This window comes from Citrobacter sp. Cu231 (assembly GCF_030332265.1).
Taxonomy (GTDB): Bacteria; Pseudomonadota; Gammaproteobacteria; order Enterobacterales; family Enterobacteriaceae; genus Citrobacter; species Citrobacter meridianamericanus.
The window spans coordinates 26,247-43,213 of record NZ_JAOWIE010000050.1; the positions used below are offsets into that span (position 1 = coordinate 26,247).

At 51.4% G+C, this 16,967-nt stretch carries 16 protein-coding genes, 1 tRNA gene and 1 pseudogene; 8 read left to right on the forward strand and 10 right to left on the reverse strand.

Features of this window, described 5'->3' with window-relative positions; all coding sequences use genetic code 11:
* Positions 1-30: 30 nt before the first annotated feature.
* A complete protein-coding gene (gene dinB / locus OGY15_RS22600; protein WP_151218490.1) occupies positions 31-1,086 on the reverse strand; it encodes a DNA polymerase IV in 1,056 nt (351 codons plus the stop codon).
* 397 nt (positions 1,087-1,483) lie between these two features.
* On the opposite strand from dinB, the gene dpaA reads away from it, so the two are divergent.
* On the forward strand, positions 1,484-2,224 hold the full coding sequence (gene dpaA, locus OGY15_RS22605) for a peptidoglycan meso-diaminopimelic acid protein amidase (protein ID WP_003843847.1): 741 nt from the start codon (positions 1,484-1,486) through the stop codon (positions 2,222-2,224).
* On the opposite strand, the gene OGY15_RS22610 is transcribed toward dpaA, so the two are convergent.
* Positions 2,195-2,962 carry a class II glutamine amidotransferase gene (locus tag OGY15_RS22610; protein ID WP_286541197.1) on the reverse strand — a complete coding sequence of 256 codons (768 nt, stop codon included), beginning with the start codon at positions 2,960-2,962 and terminating at the stop codon, positions 2,195-2,197. The two genes, dpaA and OGY15_RS22610, sit on opposite strands and share 30 nt — an antisense overlap.
* Positions 2,963-3,007: 45 nt before the next feature.
* Positions 3,008-3,586, reverse strand: coding sequence for a D-sedoheptulose 7-phosphate isomerase (gene lpcA, locus OGY15_RS22615; protein ID WP_016151815.1), 579 nt, complete (start codon positions 3,584-3,586; stop codon positions 3,008-3,010).
* Positions 3,587-3,825: 239 nt separating this feature from the next.
* On the opposite strand from lpcA, the gene fadE reads away from it, so the two are divergent.
* From fadE to OGY15_RS22630, 3 genes are all read left to right on the forward strand, one after another.
* Positions 3,826-6,270, forward strand: coding sequence for an acyl-CoA dehydrogenase FadE (gene fadE, locus OGY15_RS22620; protein WP_286541198.1), 2,445 nt, complete (start codon positions 3,826-3,828; stop codon positions 6,268-6,270).
* 110 nt (positions 6,271-6,380) lie between these two features.
* Positions 6,381-7,148, forward strand: a complete 768-nt coding sequence (locus OGY15_RS22625; protein WP_286541199.1) for an amidohydrolase — start codon at positions 6,381-6,383, stop codon at positions 7,146-7,148.
* 179 nt (positions 7,149-7,327) lie between these two features.
* Positions 7,328-7,738: a Spy/CpxP family protein refolding chaperone gene (locus OGY15_RS22630; RefSeq protein ID WP_151218488.1), complete on the forward strand. Its 411-nt coding sequence runs from the start codon at positions 7,328-7,330 to the stop codon at positions 7,736-7,738.
* 97 nt (positions 7,739-7,835) lie between these two features.
* Here OGY15_RS22630 and OGY15_RS22635 read toward each other — a convergent pair.
* A tRNA-Asp gene (locus OGY15_RS22635) sits at positions 7,836-7,912 on the reverse strand.
* A gap of 134 nt (positions 7,913-8,046) precedes the next feature.
* A complete protein-coding gene (gene dnaQ, locus OGY15_RS22640) occupies positions 8,047-8,775 on the reverse strand; it encodes a DNA polymerase III subunit epsilon (protein ID WP_187252996.1) in 729 nt (242 codons plus the stop codon).
* 64 nt (positions 8,776-8,839) lie between these two features.
* Between dnaQ and rnhA the strand changes: the two genes are divergently transcribed.
* Positions 8,840-9,307 (forward strand): ribonuclease HI, encoded by a 468-nt coding sequence (gene rnhA, locus OGY15_RS22645; RefSeq protein WP_286541200.1) that lies wholly within the window; start codon positions 8,840-8,842, stop codon positions 9,305-9,307.
* On the opposite strand, the gene OGY15_RS22650 is transcribed toward rnhA, so the two are convergent.
* A complete protein-coding gene (locus tag OGY15_RS22650; RefSeq protein ID WP_151224177.1) occupies positions 9,304-10,026 on the reverse strand; it encodes a class I SAM-dependent methyltransferase in 723 nt (240 codons plus the stop codon). The two genes, rnhA and OGY15_RS22650, sit on opposite strands and share 4 nt — an antisense overlap.
* A 33-nt stretch (positions 10,027-10,059) precedes the next feature.
* Here OGY15_RS22650 and gloB point away from each other — a divergent pair, with 33 nt between their 5' ends.
* Together gloB and mltD are read left to right on the forward strand one after the other, a co-directional pair.
* On the forward strand, positions 10,060-10,815 hold the full coding sequence (gene gloB / locus OGY15_RS22655) for a hydroxyacylglutathione hydrolase (RefSeq protein ID WP_286541201.1): 756 nt from the start codon (positions 10,060-10,062) through the stop codon (positions 10,813-10,815).
* Between the two features lie 71 nt (positions 10,816-10,886).
* Positions 10,887-12,245: a murein transglycosylase D gene (gene mltD, locus OGY15_RS22660; protein WP_187252998.1), complete on the forward strand. Its 1,359-nt coding sequence runs from the start codon at positions 10,887-10,889 to the stop codon at positions 12,243-12,245.
* A 49-nt stretch (positions 12,246-12,294) separates the two neighbouring features.
* On the opposite strand, the gene OGY15_RS22665 is transcribed toward mltD, so the two are convergent.
* The 3 genes from OGY15_RS22665 to OGY15_RS22675 all read right to left on the reverse strand — a co-directional run bounded on the left by OGY15_RS22665 (position 12,295) and on the right by OGY15_RS22675 (position 15,249).
* Positions 12,295-13,065 (reverse strand): class I SAM-dependent methyltransferase, encoded by a 771-nt coding sequence (locus OGY15_RS22665; RefSeq protein WP_286541202.1) that lies wholly within the window; start codon positions 13,063-13,065, stop codon positions 12,295-12,297.
* Positions 13,066-13,141: 76 nt separating this feature from the next.
* Positions 13,142-13,942 (reverse strand): endonuclease/exonuclease/phosphatase family protein, encoded by an 801-nt coding sequence (locus OGY15_RS22670; RefSeq protein WP_151218483.1) that lies wholly within the window; start codon positions 13,940-13,942, stop codon positions 13,142-13,144.
* Positions 13,943-14,073: 131 nt separating this feature from the next.
* Entirely contained in the window at positions 14,074-15,249 is a 1,176-nt protein-coding gene (locus OGY15_RS22675) for an MFS transporter (RefSeq protein WP_286541203.1), read from the reverse strand.
* 104 nt (positions 15,250-15,353) lie between these two features.
* Here OGY15_RS22675 and yafC point away from each other — a divergent pair, with 104 nt between their 5' ends.
* A complete protein-coding gene (gene yafC, locus OGY15_RS22680) occupies positions 15,354-16,268 on the forward strand; it encodes a DNA-binding transcriptional regulator YafC (protein WP_151224173.1) in 915 nt (304 codons plus the stop codon).
* A gap of 120 nt (positions 16,269-16,388) precedes the next feature.
* On the opposite strand, the pseudogene OGY15_RS22685 reads toward yafC, so the two are convergent.
* Positions 16,389-16,730 (reverse strand): annotated as a pseudogene (locus tag OGY15_RS22685) (aldo/keto reductase); the annotation flags it as partial.
* Between the last annotated feature and the right edge of the window lie 237 nt (positions 16,731-16,967).

Sequence of the window (16,967 nt, forward strand, 5' to 3'; positions counted from 1 at the left end):
GCGCTGTGCTTATCCGGCAATACATGTATGTCACAACCCCAATAACAGCTGCCTTTCTATTTGTGGATCCAGCAGCGTGACGTGTAACCCCACCAGCCTCACACCTCGCCCTCCCCGACGTGCTTCCCAGGTTTTGTGTGCCGTCGCAATTAAGTCGTCTTTATTTAAGCGCGGCCAGACATGCTCCTGAGTGGTCTGCTGAAAATCATTAAACTTGAGTTTTATTCCCTGGCGGGCGATCAGGAGATCCGGCTTAACCTTTGCCAGACGCCGTTCCAGTTCGGGATAGAGCCGCTCAATAATCGCTTCACACTCTGACCACTGATGAATATCTTCCGCCAGTGTCCGCTCGACGCCGACGGATTTGCGCAGCCTGTCGCTGTTGACGTCCCGCTCGTCAATTCCCTGACTGCGCTCCCACAACACGCGGCCAAACTTACCAAAACGTTTGAGCAGCGTAGCCAGATCGTATTTTTGAATATCTTCGCAGGTACGCAATCCCATCGACTCCAGCTTAGCGGCGGAGACTTTACCGACGCCAGGAATTTTCCCCAGCGGTAACGTTTTGAGAAATTCAGGGACATCAGCAGGGGTTATCACATATTGCCCGTTGGGTTTATTAAGATCGGAGGCGATTTTTGCCAGAAATTTAACCGGCGCAATCCCCGCAGAGGCGGTTAGCTGTAGTTCATTGAAGATCGTCTGGCGGATCTCCTGGGCGATCAGCGTCGCGGAGCCGTGGCAGTAAACGCTGTCGGTGACATCCAGATAGGCTTCATCCAGCGAAAGCGGTTCAATCAACGAGGTATAGCGGGAGAAGATCGCCTGAATCTGGCATGACGCTTCTTTGTATGCCTCATAACGACCGGGTAACAGGGTAAGATGCGGGCACAGCTTTAACGCCATTCCGGTTGGCATTGCGCTGCGCACGCCAAATTTACGCGCCGGATAATTGGCTGTGCTGATAACCCCGCGGCGTTCACGACTGCCGCCAATGGCAATGGGAATGTCACGCAGGGCGGGATTATCACGCATTTCCACCGCCGCGAAAAAGCAGTCCATATCGACATGTATGATTTTGCGCATGACTCACCTCTCACAACACTGTTTAAGTATACAGTATTTTTGCGACATGAGAAGTCAGCTCCTCTGCAACGTCAGTGCGTGTCCATTCATCACAAAGCGCGCATCACACAGATAACGCACAAATTGTCCGTCGCGTACACACGCTCGCGCAGCGTCTCATTTAACTCATGAGGTTCGGTGTACCATAAAGTTCGCTAACCCACAAAATACGCCACGCCTGACAGACTTTAAGCACAATTTTCCGTATAAAGAAAATCTAAAGTGTAAACGCAGCACGAGAGACTTGCGAAAAACTCTCTGGGTGATAATGTGAGCGCTCCAGATCCAGATTTATCCGATTTGGGGACTCTTTTTGCCGTCCTGGCGTGTGTAATCGTTTTATCAAGGAATAAGTAGTATGCGTAAAATCGCATTTTTTCTTGCGATGCTTTTATTGCCGTGCGTTTCGTTTGCCGGTTTGCTGAGCAGCAGCAGCCCGACTACGCCTGTCAGCAAAGAATATAAGCAACAATTAATGGGCTCCCCTGTCTATATCCAGATCTTCAAAGAAGAGCGAACGTTGGATCTGTACGTCAAGATGGGCGAACAGTATCAATTGCTCGACAGTTATAAGATCTGCAATTATTCCGGCGGCTTAGGGCCGAAACAGCGTCAGGGTGATTTCAAAAGTCCGGAAGGATTTTACAGCGTACAGCGCGGACAGCTGAAACCGGATAGCCGCTTTTACAAAGCGATTAACATTGGTTTCCCTAACGCCTACGACCGCGCACACGGTTATGAAGGTAAATACCTGATGATTCACGGTGCCTGCGTTTCCGTCGGCTGCTACGCGATGACCGATAACGGCATTGATGAGATTTTCCAGTTTGTCACCGGTGCGCTGGTGTTTGGGCAGTCCAGCGTGCAGGTCAGCATTTATCCGTTCCGTATGACCGACGCCAACATGCAGCGCCATAAATTCTCGTATTACAAAGAGTTCTGGTCACAGCTAAAACCGGGATACGATTACTTCGAACAAACGCGTAAGCCACCGACAGTTTCCGTCGTAGATGGCCGTTACGTTATCAGCAAGCCGTTGAGTCACGAAGTGGTCCAGCCGCAGCTGGCATCAAACTACGCGCTCCCCGAGACAAAATAATGCCCACTCGCCTGGCATAATCTTTTGCCAGGTTTCATTGCCGGTTAACGGCTGCGTGGCAATCACGGTGACCACATCATTGGGTGTGGTCTCTGAGCTAAAATCGATTTCCACATCCTGATCCAGCAACGTCGCTACACCAAATGGCGCACGCCGGGTGATCCAAAACAGGTTGGTCGAACAGAAGGCCATCACATAACGCCCGTCAGACAGCAGCATGTTGAAGACCCCCTTCTCTCGCAGTTCTCCTGCCAGCACCGCGATATACTTAAATACTGCCGTCATATTGCCAGGCGTGCGTGGATAGCGCTCAGTCAGCTTATGCAGTAGCCAGCAAAATGCTTTTTCGCTGTCGGTTTCCCCGACCGGACGGAAATTACCGGTTTCCAACGATTTATAGCCGCTGAGCTGGCCGTTATGAGCGTACGTCCAGTTACGTCCCCACAGCTCTCGCGTAAATGGATGGGTATTTTCCAGTGCCACTTCGCCACGGTTCGCCTGACGAATATGGGCAATCACAGAACAGGATTTGATGGGATAGTCTTGTACCTGTTTGGCGATAGGCGAATTAAAGCTGGGTTGCGGATCTTTAAACGTACGGCAGCCCTTACCTTCATAAAAAGTAATCCCCCAGCCGTCTTTGTGCGGACCGGTACCTCCGCCGCGCTGAACCAACCCGGTGAAGCTAAAGCAGATATCGGTTGGCACATTGGCGCTCATCCCGAGCAGTTCGCACATATATCACCTCCACAACAGCGGGGGCGACGAGCCCCCAGCGAAGTCTTATTTAACCATCTCTTTTTCGATCAACTGGATCAGGATATGAATCACTTTGATATGAATTTCCTGAATACGATCAGCGTAGCCAAAGTGCGGCACGCGAATTTCGATATCCGCGCTGCCCGCCATTTTGCCGCCATCTTTACCGGTCAGGGTGATAACTTTCATCCCTTTCTCACGCGCTGCGGCAATCGCTTTAATTACGTTACCGGAATTACCTGAAGTCGAGATGCCTAACAGGACATCTCCCTCACGACCCACGGCTTCTACGTAGCGAGAGAACACATAATCGTAACCGAAATCGTTGCTGACGCAGGAGATATGGCTGACGTCAGAGATAGCGATAGCAGGGTAACCAGGACGGTTTTCACGATAGCGTCCGGTCAGCTCTTCGGCAAAGTGCATCGCGTCGCAATGGGAACCGCCGTTACCGCAAGAAAGTACCTTACCGCCGGCTTTAAAGCTGTCTGCCAACAGGACCGCCGCGCGCTGAATGGCGTGAATATTGGCGTCATCTTTAAGAAAATTAGCCAGCGTTTCCGCCGCTTCGCTCAGTTCGTTACGAATAAGATCCTGGTACATGAGGATATCCTTCAGCATGAATGTAAATGACAAGGTGCAGTGTACCGGATAGCGCTACCAGCGAGAAGTACAAGCCACAGGAATGGCTACGGCTTTTGATTTTTTGTGCCGGTTAAAACAGCAACAATGTGAGCTTTGTTGTAATTATTTTGTAAACACATTGCTAAAAGAATTTACATCCACTACAACCATATCATCACAAGTGGTCAGACCTCCTACAAGCAAGGGAGCTTTTCGTTATGATGATTTTGAGTATTATCGCTACGGTTGTTCTGCTCAGCGTTCTGTTTTATCACCGCGTGAGCTTATTCCTCAGCAGCTTAATTTTGCTCGCCTGGACGGCCGCGCTTGGCGTGGCTGGCCTGTGGTCAGTCTGGCTGCTGGTTCCTCTGGCCATTATTCTCGTACCGTTTAACTTTACGCCGATGCGCAAATCTATGATCTCTGCACCGGTGTTCCGCGGTTTCCGTAAAGTCATGCCGCCGATGTCGCGTACTGAGAAAGAAGCGATTGATGCCGGTACGACCTGGTGGGAAGGTGACCTGTTCCAGGGCAAGCCTGACTGGAAAAAACTGCATAACTATCCTCAGCCGCATCTGACTGCTGAAGAGCAAGCGTTTATTGATGGCCCGGTGGAAGAAGCGTGCCGCATGGCGAACGACTTTCAGATCACTCACGAACTCGCGGATCTGCCTCCGGAACTGTGGGCATATCTGAAAGAACACCGCTTCTTCGCGATGATCATTAAGAAAGAGTACGGCGGGCTGGAATTCTCAGCATATGCTCAGGCTCGCGTTCTACAGAAACTCTCCGGCGTTTCCGGGATCCTGGCGATCACCGTTGGCGTGCCTAACTCATTAGGCCCAGGCGAACTGCTGCAACATTACGGCACCGAAGAGCAGAAAAATCATTATCTGCCACGTCTGGCTCGCGGTCAGGAGATCCCATGCTTTGCTCTGACCAGCCCGGAAGCCGGCTCCGACGCAGGCGCGATCCCTGATACCGGCGTGGTTTGTATGGGCGACTGGCAGGGCCAGCAGGTGCTGGGTATGCGCCTGACCTGGAACAAACGCTATATCACGCTGGCGCCTATCGCTACCGTGCTGGGTCTGGCATTTAAACTCTCCGACCCGGAAAAACTGCTGGGTGGCGAAGAAGATCTTGGCATTACCTGTGCGCTGATCCCAACCTCAACGCCAGGTGTACAAATTGGGCGTCGTCACTTCCCGCTGAACGTGCCGTTCCAGAACGGTCCAACACTGGGCAAAGATGTGTTTGTACCAATTGATTACATCATCGGTGGTCCGAAAATGGCCGGTCAGGGCTGGCGCATGCTGGTGGAATGCCTGTCTGTGGGACGTGGTATTACCCTGCCATCTAACTCGACGGGCGGCGTGAAATCGGTCGCGATGGCCACCGGCGCGTATGCGCACATTCGTCGCCAGTTCAAAATCTCTATCGGCAAGATGGAAGGTATTGAAGAGCCGTTGGCACGTATTGCCGGTAACGCCTACGTGATGGACGCTGCAGCATCACTGATTACCTACGGCATTATGCTGGGTGAAAAACCGGCGGTGTTGTCGGCCATCGTGAAATATCACTGCACCCACCGCGGACAGCAGTCAATCATCGATGCGATGGATATCACTGGCGGTAAAGGCATTATGCTTGGCGAAAGCAACTTCCTCGCCCGTGCTTATCAAGGTGCGCCAATCGCTATTACCGTTGAAGGTGCCAACATTCTGACCCGTAGCATGATGATCTTCGGTCAGGGTGCGATTCGCTGCCATCCGTACGTTTTGGAAGAAATGGCGGCGGCACAGAGTAACGATGTGAATGCGTTCGACAAGCTGCTGTTCAAACACATCGGTCACGTCGGCAGTAACAAAGTGCGTAGCTTCTGGCTTGGCCTGACGCGTGGTTTAACCAGCAGCACGCCAACTGGCGATGCGACCAAACGTTACTACCAGCACCTGAACCGTCTGAGCGCCAACCTGGCCCTACTTTCAGATGTGTCGATGGCTGTACTGGGCGGTAGTCTGAAGCGTCGTGAACGTATCTCCGCACGTCTGGGCGATGTGTTAAGTCAGCTGTATCTGGCCTCCGCGGTGCTGAAGCGTTATGACGACGAAGGCCGTCATGAAGCGGACCTGCCGTTGGTTCACTGGGGCGTTCAGGATGCGTTGTACAAAGCGGAACAGGCGATGGACGATCTGCTGAAGAACTTCCCGAACCGTCTGGTCGCAGGCCTGCTGAGTGTGGTTATCTTCCCTACCGGTCGCCACTACCATGCACCGTCTGACAAGCTGGATCATAAGGTTGCGAAGATTTTGCAGGTTCCGAGCGCCACCCGTTCTCGCCTTGGTCGCGGTCAATACCTGACGCCGAGCGAGCATAACCCGGTTGGTTTGCTGGAAGAGGCTCTGCTGGATGTGATTGCAGCCGACCCTATCCACCAGCGGATCTGCAAAGAATTGGGTAAAAACCTGCCGTTTACCCGTCTGGATGAACTGGCGCACAATGCGTTGGCTAAAGGACTGATTGATAAAGACGAAGCTGCAATTCTGGTGAAAGCCGAGGCGAGTCGTCTGCGCAGCATCAATGTGGATGACTTTGAACCCGAGGAGCTGGCGACTCAGCCGGTAAAGCTGCCAGAGAAGGTTCGTAAAGTCGAAGCCGCATAACGACACACGCACAACGTTTAGCCCCGCTTAATGCGGGGCTTTTTATTGCCACATTTTCGTAAGAGCTCATGCTACAGTGTCAAAATGTTGTTCAACGAGGAGCCTCGATCGTGCCTGGTTTGAAAATTACGCTGCTGCAACAACCACTGAGCTGGATGGATGGCCCAGCCAACCTGCGACATTTCGACCGCCAACTGGAAACCGTCAACGGACGTGATGTCATTGTGTTGCCCGAGATGTTTACCAGCGGATTTGCCATGGAAGCGGCAGGCAAATCGCTGGCACAGGAAGAGGTCGTAAGCTGGATGCGCGCTAAGGCGCAACAGACGAATGCCCTGATAGCGGGTAGCGCGGCTCTCCAGTCTGAACGCGGCCCAGTTAACCGCTTTTTATTGGTCGCCCCCGAAGGTGATGTCCATTTTTATGACAAACGCCATCTGTTCCGTATGGCGGATGAGCATCAGTATTATCAGGCCGGTGACGCGCGGGTGATTATTGAATGGCGCGGCTGGCGTATTCTGCCGTTGGTCTGTTATGACCTGCGTTTTCCGGTGTGGTCGCGCAACCGCGGCGACTACGACCTGGCATTGTATGTTGCCAACTGGCCGGCGCCGCGTTCGCTGCACTGGCAGGTTTTGCTCACCGCCCGAGCGATTGAGAACCAGGCTTATGTAGCAGGATGTAACCGCGTGGGCACTGACGGTAACGGACATCATTATCGCGGCGACAGCCGGGTGATTAATCCGCAGGGTGAGATTATTGCCACCGCCGAGCCGCATCAGGCCACGCGTATTGACGCTGAACTGTCTCTCTCGGCGCTGCGTGAGTATCGCGAAAAGTTTCCAGCCTGGCAGGATGCCGACCCGTTCACACTATAAATATCGCCAACCCTCCCGCTGCGGAACATTTTCCGTGGCGGGATTGTTTCACTCCGTAACCAACCGCAAAACAAATTCGCGTGGCGACACGCTTCTGGCAACGTATCCTGCCAGAGATAATTACTCGTAACCGACAAGTGGCAAATATTGTCGATAATTCCCTTCTCAGGATTGCAATAATGAAGAACTCCGTACGCATGACTTTGCTGGCAGTTACCGTGGCTGGCGCGTCTTTTAGCACGTTTGCAGCAACCACATCTAATGTTCCGGCTCCTGCCCAGGATCCGATAGTACAGCATCTTAAGCTGAGCACTGACCAGGTTGCGCAGATTAAAAAACTGCACCAGCAGCTTGAAACCAATGTCGGGCAGATTTCGGTGAAGGATGTGAAAGACGGCGCGTTGATTGACGTCATCAAGTCCGGGAAATGGGATGAAGCTGCCGTCAAAAAACAGCTTTCCGCGTTCAGCAATATCGAACAGCAAGCGCGTTATTACCGCGTGAAATACTATTTTGATCTGAACAAAGTGCTGACTCCAGCACAGCGCCAACAGGTACAAAAAGATATCGCGCAGACGCTGAGCGAGTAACAGCGAAGCCTGCAATAACACATGGTTGCAGGCTTTTATTTTTCTGGGTTAAAACGACGAAAGCCTGAATCATTTCTGACTCAGGCTTTCTGAATATTGGCGGAATGGACGGGACTCGAACCCGCGACCCCCTGCGTGACAGGCAGGTATTCTAACCAACTGAACTACCACTCCGCGTTGTGTTCCGCTTGGGAACGAAGCGAATATTACGGATTGCCTCGCGCCTCGTCAACGCTTTTTCTCACGATTTTTAATCGTTTGCTGCAAAAATCACCCGAATGGTCATTTCCATACGAAAAACGTACAAACTATGCCCGCCAGAGGCAACTTCCGCCTTTCTTCTGCACCAGGTCAAGGCGCGACTCATGGGCCGCTAACTCTTCATCAGTGGCGAAAACAACGCGTAGTTTGCTGGACTGTCGCACAATGCGCTGGATCCCCGTGTCATTCTGCTGCTGGCTGTCACCTTCCATTGAGAACGCCATCGTTGTCTGCCCACCGGTCATCATCAGATAAACGTCGGCCAGAATCTGAGCATCGAGCAATGCGCCGTGCAAGGTACGTTTACTGTTGTCTATTTCATAGCGTGAGCACAATGCATCAAGGCTGTTGCGCTTGCCAGGAAACATTTTCCTCGCCAGCGCCAGGCTATCGGTTATTTTGCAGAATTCGTTGGTCTTCGGAATATCCCGCTTGAGCTTAGCGAATTCGTAATCCATAAAGCCAATATCAAACGATGCGTTATGGATGACCAGCTCCGCGCCGCGAATGTAGTCGAGAAACTCATCGGCTACATCGGCAAACGTAGGTTTATCGAGCAGGAACTCGTCAGCGATGCCATGCACGCCAAATGCTTCCGGGTCCACCAGCCGATCCGGCTTCAGGTAAACGTGGAAGTTATTCCCGGTCAGGCGGCGGTTCACCACTTCAACCGCACCGATCTCAATGATCTTGTGGCCTTCGTAGTGGGCACCAATCTGGTTCATACCGGTAGTTTCGGTATCGAGGACTACCTGTCGTGTAATTCCAGTGCTCATAACGGTCATTTATGTCAGACTTATCGTTTGATTTCGATTTGCTAAAACAGGAAGTCTACCAGAGATGCTTAAACAGGTAGAAATTTTCACCGACGGTTCTTGCCTGGGAAATCCGGGGCCAGGTGGTTACGGAGCGATTTTACGCTATCGCGGGCGCGAAAAAACCTTTAGCGAAGGCTACAACCTCACCACCAATAATCGCATGGAGCTAATGGCGGCAATCGTTGCGCTGGAAGCCCTGAAAGAACAGTGTGAAGTGATACTCAGCACAGACAGCCAGTATGTGCGTCAGGGCATTACGCAGTGGATCCACAACTGGAAGAAGCGCGGCTGGAAAACCGCAGATAAAAAGCAGGTGAAGAACGTCGATCTATGGAAACGTCTGGATACCGCGCTGGGGCCGCATCAAATCAAATGGGAGTGGGTGAAAGGCCATGCGGGTCATCCGGAAAACGAACGCTGCGATGAGCTTGCGCGCGCCGCAGCCATGCGTCCAACTCAGGATGATATTGGGTATCAGGCTGAGGCTTAAGCGTCGGGTTTGCGGTATTGCCGGGTCGCGCCGACGGCCTGGCGGATAGGTGTTTTGCTTTTATTTTGTTTCATCGGGTTGAGCGTGAGCGGAATGGTTCGCTTACGCGCAACCACCAGTTGCAAACATCCCAGCGCGGGAATATGGGCGCTTAACATTTTTCCGCCCTTCTTATTCCAGGGCAGGACGTGAAAACGGCTGTAGTGCAGCACTTCAAAATTCAGCAATGAAAGCCAGTCCAATTGCCGCATGAGCGTAAACATCCGGCTGTTGTAGGGTGATGTTTTACGCAATACGGGCACCAGTTTACGCAATCCCATCAGGCTTACCGGGTTAAAACCGCTCAGAATCAACCAGCCGTCATCAATAAGCACGCGATCGGCCTCACGCAATAAGCGATGGGGATCGGAACACCACGGTAGCGTATGGGCCAATAAACAGACATCCACAGACTTATCGGCAAAAGGTAGATGCAAAGGATCGGCCGTCACCTGCATGGGAGACCCTTGCAAAGAAACATTAACCTGATGAGAAACCGCGCACGCTTCGGAATCGATTTCTGCGCTTAAATTACCAATCTTAAGCAGATGAAAACCGTACATTTTTGCGAACCACGGGTTAAGCTGATACTCCAGCGCCTCACGATAGTATTCGCCCCATGGCAAATCATTCCAGCTAACGGGCGCTACGACAGTTTGAGGGATCCTTGCCGGTTTCATCACAACCTTCCGTTACGCATTGAGAGGTAATCTATGAATCTTAACAGTATTCCTGCATTTCAGGACAATTACATCTGGGTCCTGTCGAATAATGACAAGCATTGTCTGATTGTGGACCCGGGCGAAGCAGCTCCCGTTTTGAAAGCTATTGCAGAACATAACTGGGTTCCTGATGCCATTCTGCTGACCCACCATCATCAGGATCACGTGGGCGGCGTGAAAGAACTTTTACAACACTTCCCACAAATAGTGGTGTATGGACCGGCTGAAACGCAAGATAAGGGAACGACGCACGTAGTTGAAGATGGCGATATTGCACTGGTTTTGGGGCATGAATTTACGGTAATTGCTACGCCGGGTCACACTTTAGGACATATCTGTTACTTTAGTCACCCTTATTTATTTTGCGGCGACACGCTCTTTTCCGGCGGCTGCGGACGTCTGTTCGAAGGAACGGCATCTCAAATGTATCAATCACTTAAAAAAATAAACTCACTTCCTGACGATACGTTAATTTGTTGCGCACATGAATACACATTAGCAAACATGAAGTTTTCCTTAAGCATTCTGCCTCACGATTCGTTTATTAATGAATATTATCGTAAAGTTAATGAGTTACGGGTAAAAAAACAAATGACACTACCCGTAATTCTGAAAAATGAGCGACGAAATAATCTTTTCTTAAGAACGGAAGATATTGATTTAATTAATGAAATAAACAAAGAAACAATATTGCAACAACCTGAAGAGCGTTTTGCCTGGTTAAGGTCAAAGAAAGATACGTTCTGACAATTCCGGGTTGCCTTTTGAAAACTTCGCCGTTATGATCGGTCGTCTTTTAAGCAACTATTGACACACACATGAAGGCAAAAGCGATATTACTCGCCTCTGTCCTGCTTGTTGGGTGCCAGAATACTGGTAACGTCCAACAACACGCACAGAGCCTTTCTGCAGCTGGTCAAGGGGAAGCAGGAAAGTTTACAAGTCAGGCGCGATGGATGGACGACGGAACGTCTATCGCTGCTGATCAAGATTTGTGGGCTTTCATTGGTGACGAGCTAAAGATGGGAATTCCGGAAAACAGCCGGATTCGCGAACAGAAACAGAAGTATTTACGCAATAAGAGCTATCTCCACGATGTAACTTTACGGGCAGAGCCGTATATGTACTGGATAGCCGGGCAGGTTAAGAAACGTAACATGCCAATGGAACTGGTACTACTACCCATAGTGGAGAGCGCTTTTGATCCTCACGCAACGTCTGGCGCCAATGCCGCAGGTATTTGGCAGATCATTCCGAGCACGGGGCGCAATTATGGTTTAAAACAGACCCGCAATTATGATGCACGTCGCGACGTTGTGGCTTCCACCACCGCCGCACTGGACATGATGCAGCGTCTGAACAAGATGTTTGATGGCGACTGGCTGCTGACCGTAGCTGCTTATAATAGCGGTGAAGGACGTGTCATGAAGGCGATTAAAACGAACAAAGCCCGTGGTAAACCCACTGACTTTTGGTCGTTGCCATTGCCTCAGGAAACAAAGCTGTATGTGCCTAAAATGCTGGCATTGAGCGATATACTCAAAAACAGCAAACGCTATGGCGTGCGTCTGCCAACAACAGACGAAAGCCGCGCGTTGGCACGTGTTCGCTTGAGTAGCCCGGTTGAAATGGCTCAGGTTGCCGATATGGCGGGTATCTCCGTCAGCAAGTTGAAGACCTTCAATGCTGGCGTGAAAGGCTCCACGTTGGGTGCAAGCGGCCCGCAATATGTGATGGTGCCAAAGAAGCATGCAGAGAAGCTGCGTGAGTCTCTGGCTTCAGGCGAGATTGCGGCCGTACAGTCAACGCTGGTTGCGGATAACACGCCGCTGAACAGCCGTAGCTACAAAGTTCGCTCTGGCGATACGCTTTCCGGCGTCGCTGCACGTCTTGGCGTGAGCACGAAGGATCTGCAGCAGTGGAATAATCTGCGTGGGTCGTCGCTGAAAGTGGGCCAAAGTCTGACGGTAGGTGCGGGTACCAGCGCACAACGGTTAGCTAATAACAGCGATAGCATCACCTATCGTGTGCGTAAAGGCGACTCACTGTCGAGCATTGCCAAGCGTCACGGGGTTAACATCAAGGATGTGATGCGCTGGAACAACGATACGGACAATCTGCAGCCTGGCGATCAGCTAACGTTGTTTGTGAAAAACAACGGCATGCCGGACTCCTGATAGTATTGTAGAAATAAAGGCACTGGCTTCCCCCCAGTGCCTTTTTTATTTATCCCGCTTTATGCGCCTCAACCATGATCGTGTCGCTGGTAAACGAGCCATCTTCCTGCAACGCAAAGTAGGTTTTCACTTCGGCAGAAGCACTCTGTTGGTAAACACGAATCGCGTCACTCAACGCTGCAGGCGTGCGCATCCGCGCCACCCACGAACTGAACTCCAGCGGCAGACGATCGGTTAACAAGGTATCGGCAATCAGATTGGCGTTATTGATTAATGACAGCCACTCTCCGCTGGAATAGTTGCGGACGTGCGAGGTATCACGTAACGCCTCCACGGTTTGCAACCAGATATCACGTACAGGATGGCCTGGCGACATCACATCCATCACAATCAGCACACCGCCGGACTTCAGAACGCGATTCACTTCCCGCAGCGCACTCCCGACATCATGCCAGTGATGCGCGGAATAGCGGCTAATCACTACATCAAATACGTCATCTTCAAATGGCAGGCTTTCAGCATACCCCTGCCGTGTGAGGATATTTTCCAGACCTCTGTCTTTTGCCGCTTCAGAGACCACTTCAAGCATCTGTGACGATAAATCATAAGCCACGACCTGCTTTACGTGTTGCGCAGCCACAAAGCTGGCGTGCCCCGCTCCGCATCCCATATCCAGTACGCGGGCCAGCGGAAATGCCGACAGCCTTTCTGCCAGACGTTGCAAGTCACGACCAGAGGCATGCACCGCACTGGTTAAATAGGCATTTGCCTGAGAGCCAAACTGCTTTTCGACGTTGTCATGATGAGAGCGTGTTGTCATTGTGTTGTCCTTCGGTTGTTGTGAAAAATGAAGGGCAACCATCACAGGCCTGCCCTACGGCAGACCTGACACACCATTATTGTTCAGGTTTGCCGGGACTGAATTCAACGAGTAGCGGGTTATGGTCGGATGCGCGGGTAACCAGCACTGAGGCTTCACTCACGTTCAGACCGCGATAGAACACAAAATCGAGAGGACGACCAAACGCGCGGCGACGCTGATCGTCGGTAAAGCGCACCTGGCGCAGCGACATTTCACGCGCAAAGCGGTACAGCGCATTCATCCGTCGACGGCTCCAGGCATTAAAATCGCCAGCCATGATCACCGGGCCGCTGTGATGAGCAATCTGATCGCCAATGGGAAGTAATTGCTTACTATAGACATCAACGCCAAGGCTAAAGTTAACCGCGTGGATATTCACCACCATTAACAACCGAGTGTCAGGCAACGGGTACACCGTCACCAGCGCCGATTTCGCCAGCCGTAAAATAGGCTCACGCTCGCGCAATGGGCAACAGTATACTGGGTGAGCGGAGGAAAGCGTCATAACGCCAGAGGGATGCTGAGGCAGCACAAAGGCCGGAACCTGATCGGCCGCAAGATAATTAGCGGTCGCAAACTGCACCAGTTCTGGCGTGGTTTGCGCTTCCTGCAATAACACCAGATGCGCGTCTTTGCCAAAATTCTTCAACACCGACTGCCATTCAGCTCGCTGCTGTTTAAAAATATTCCATACCAGCACGCGAATGCGATCTTCACTGCTCAACGGTACGCCTGCGGGTAATGCCTGGCCAATATGCGCAAACGACCCTGGCGGTAAAATCCGCTCGGCGGGTTGTCCGGCAACATAACGCATGGCATAGGTGTTTTTTCGCACTTTAGACTTTCAAACCTCTGTAACGTCAACCAGTCCGCAGCCGGACTGGTTCTTCTGTTATAGGGATTTTAGCAGTCACTTTCAACGAACAATTGCAGTTTGTTTTGTAAGTGGGCGCTTACATCAATGATTTACCCCAAAACAACACGCGCGGGCTTATCAAGACGACCGCTGAACCCCATTAGCAGGAAAGCAACCAGGACAATAAGTGCGCCAATCCACGGCGTCTGCGCCAAACCATAATGCTCGACCGTTTGTCCACCAATCACTGAACCCAGTGCAATGCCAATGTTAAACGCCGCAATATTCAACCCTGACGCCACATCAACAGCATTAGGCGTAAATTGTTCCGCTTTCTGTACCACGTAGACCTGCAACCCTGGTACGTTGCCAAAGGCAAAGATCCCCATCACCAGAATGGTAACCAGCGCGGCGTATTGCGTGGAAGCCGTCAGTTGGAAAACCATCAGCAGAACAAACAGCGCGGCGAAAATGAATTTCAACGCAGGAACCGCACCATGCTTATCCGCCAGCTTACCGCCCCAGATATTGCCGATAGCCACTGATACGCCGTAACCCAGTAAGATCCAGCTTACTGCTGCCGGAGAGAATCCCGCCAGATCCTGCATCATCGGTGCCATGAAGGTAAATGCTGTCAACACGCCGCCGTAGCCCAGTGCCGTAACAGCGTAAATCAGCAACAGACGGGGATGAGTCAGCACTTTCACCTGGTCGCGAATGCTGGCGGCTGCACGACCGGGAATGTTGGCGGGGATCAGCAGTTGACTGCTGATCAGCGCAATCACGCCTAACATTGATACTGCAAGGAAAGTCTCACGCCAGCCAAAGTGCTGACCGATAAACGTACCCAGCGGCACACCCGTTACCAGCGCCACCGTTAAGCCGCCAAACATAATGGCAATGGAGGAAGCCGCTTTCTCTTTTGGCACCAAACTGGTCGCGATAGTAGAGCCAATCGAGAAAAATACACCGTGAGCTAGTCCCGTCAGCAAACGGGCGACAATGAGTGTCATATACCCGGGAGCTTGCCATGCCAGCAAATTCCCTGCCGTAAACAGGACCATCAGCGCTACAAGTAACTGTTTACGCGGCAGACGTCCGGTGAGAGCGGTTAGCACCGGTGCGCCAATCGCCACACCCAGCGCGTAAATTGAAACCAGCAGTCCGGCGGAAGGTAACGAGATCCCCAGCTGTTGCGCGATAGTCGGTACCAGGCCAACAATCACAAACTCAGTCGTCCCAATAGCGAAGGCACTAATTGTGAGTGCAAATAAAGCGAGAGGCATAAATAACTCCATAACATCATTAATCAGATGACACGCAGTATGCCGGGATGTTTTAATGACAAAAACATTCAAAATCTCAATATAATTTTGCTTCAGGTGCAAAAATGAAAGCGACATCCGATGAACTTGCGATTTTTGTGGCCGTTGTGGAAAGCGGCAGTTTCAGCCGGGCAGCAGAACAGCTCGGACAGGCTAATTCTGCGATCAGTCGGGCAGTAAAAAAACTGGAGATGAAACTGGGCGTAAGTTTGCTTAATCGCACGACCCGGCAGCTAAGTCTCACTGAAGAAGGAGAGCGTTACTTCAGACGTGTGCAGCAGATACTGCAAGAGATGGCAGCCGCAGAAACGGAAATCATGGAGTCGCGTAATACTCCGCGCGGTCTGCTGCGTATCGATGCGGCAACGCCGGTGATGCTGCATTTCCTGATGCCGCTAATCAAACCGTTCCGTGAGCGATATCCTGAGATGACGTTGTCTCTTGTCTCCTCAGAAACGTTCATCAATCTTATTGAAAGAAAAGTGGATGTCGCGATACGAGCAGGTACCCTGACTGACTCGAGCCTGCGTGCGCGCCCGTTATTTAGCAGCTATCGCAAGATTATCGCGTCCCCTGACTATATTGCCCGTTTTGGCAAGCCCGAGACCATCGAACAGCTAAAGCAGCACCTGTGTCTGGGGTTTTCCGAACCCGTTTCACTCAATACCTGGCCGATTGCCTGTAGCGATGGACAGCTCCATGAGGTTGAGTGCGGGATTTCTTCCAACAGCGGGGAAACGTTAAAACAGCTTTGTCTGAGCGGTAACGGCATCGCATGTCTTTCAGATTATATGATTGATAAAGAGATTGCGCGGGGAGAACTGGTGGAACTGCTGGCCGATAAACGTCTGCCGGTAAAAATGCCTTTCAGCGCCGTTTATTACAGCGATCGTGCGGTCAGTACACGCATTCGGGCATTTATAGACTTTTTAAGTGAATATATAAAAACAGCTCCCGAAGGAGCTGTGAAAGAGGGTTAAAGAGTACAAAGGATCGAGCAATTAATCCCAGGCAGGAGCCAGTCCTTCCGGGCTGACAAGACGATCGTTGCAGTCCAGTGCTACGATCGCTTTTTTATCTTCGCCATCCAGATGCAGACCCAGCGCCAGCATGAACTCCTTAACGGATACCGCATCGCCCGGAGATGGCCAGTGGATCAGCGTCAGATCAACATAATCTGTACGCAGTTTCTTCAGGCTTTCTTTCAGGCTTGGGATTAGTTTGTCTTTGCTAAGATTTTCAATCCAGATCTTGGTGGTGAGGTACAACTCGTTACGCGGTACGCCGCTTTCTGCAATTACCTACCCCACAGCCGCTTCATTATCATAGATTTGCGCAGTGTCGACAGCACGGTAGCCCAGCTCAAGCGCCGTTTTAACAGAAGCGATAACCACGTCATCTTTCAGGCGGAAAGTGCCCAAACCGAATGCAGGGATAGCCATAGAATTCCTCTTTATAATCACTATGTTCGTTAATTAAAAAGATTATGGCCTTCAGCTCTTTATAGAAAAAGAGTGATAAATGCTGAGGATTTTTGCAGATGTAGCAATAATTAAATTGCAGGAAAAGAAAAAGCCCTGAGCTAATGCTCAGGGCTCTTAATAAGTGGCGGAACGGACGGGACTCGAACCCGCGACCCCCTGCGTGACAGGCAGGTATTCTAACCAACTGAACTACCG

Excerpts from the sequence above, each read along its gene's own strand:
- dinB (WP_151218490.1), bottom strand. The coding sequence starts at position 1,086 with ATGCGCAAAATCATACATGTCGATATGGACTGCTTTTTCGCGGCGGTG.
- dpaA (WP_003843847.1), top strand. The coding sequence starts at position 1,484 with ATGCGTAAAATCGCATTTTTTCTTGCGATGCTTTTATTGCCGTGCGTT.
- OGY15_RS22610 (WP_286541197.1), bottom strand. The coding sequence starts at position 2,962 with ATGTGCGAACTGCTCGGGATGAGCGCCAATGTGCCAACCGATATCTGC.
- lpcA (WP_016151815.1), bottom strand. The coding sequence starts at position 3,586 with ATGTACCAGGATCTTATTCGTAACGAACTGAGCGAAGCGGCGGAAACG.
- fadE (WP_286541198.1), top strand. The coding sequence starts at position 3,826 with ATGATGATTTTGAGTATTATCGCTACGGTTGTTCTGCTCAGCGTTCTG.
- OGY15_RS22630 (WP_151218488.1), top strand. The coding sequence starts at position 7,328 with ATGAAGAACTCCGTACGCATGACTTTGCTGGCAGTTACCGTGGCTGGC.
- dnaQ (WP_187252996.1), bottom strand. The coding sequence starts at position 8,775 with ATGAGCACTGGAATTACACGACAGGTAGTCCTCGATACCGAAACTACC.
- rnhA (WP_286541200.1), top strand. The coding sequence starts at position 8,840 with ATGCTTAAACAGGTAGAAATTTTCACCGACGGTTCTTGCCTGGGAAAT.
- OGY15_RS22650 (WP_151224177.1), bottom strand. The coding sequence starts at position 10,026 with ATGAAACCGGCAAGGATCCCTCAAACTGTCGTAGCGCCCGTTAGCTGG.
- gloB (WP_286541201.1), top strand. The coding sequence starts at position 10,060 with ATGAATCTTAACAGTATTCCTGCATTTCAGGACAATTACATCTGGGTC.
- mltD (WP_187252998.1), top strand. The coding sequence starts at position 10,887 with ATGAAGGCAAAAGCGATATTACTCGCCTCTGTCCTGCTTGTTGGGTGC.
- OGY15_RS22665 (WP_286541202.1), bottom strand. The coding sequence starts at position 13,065 with ATGACAACACGCTCTCATCATGACAACGTCGAAAAGCAGTTTGGCTCT.
- OGY15_RS22675 (WP_286541203.1), bottom strand. The coding sequence starts at position 15,249 with ATGCCTCTCGCTTTATTTGCACTCACAATTAGTGCCTTCGCTATTGGG.
- yafC (WP_151224173.1), top strand. The coding sequence starts at position 15,354 with ATGAAAGCGACATCCGATGAACTTGCGATTTTTGTGGCCGTTGTGGAA.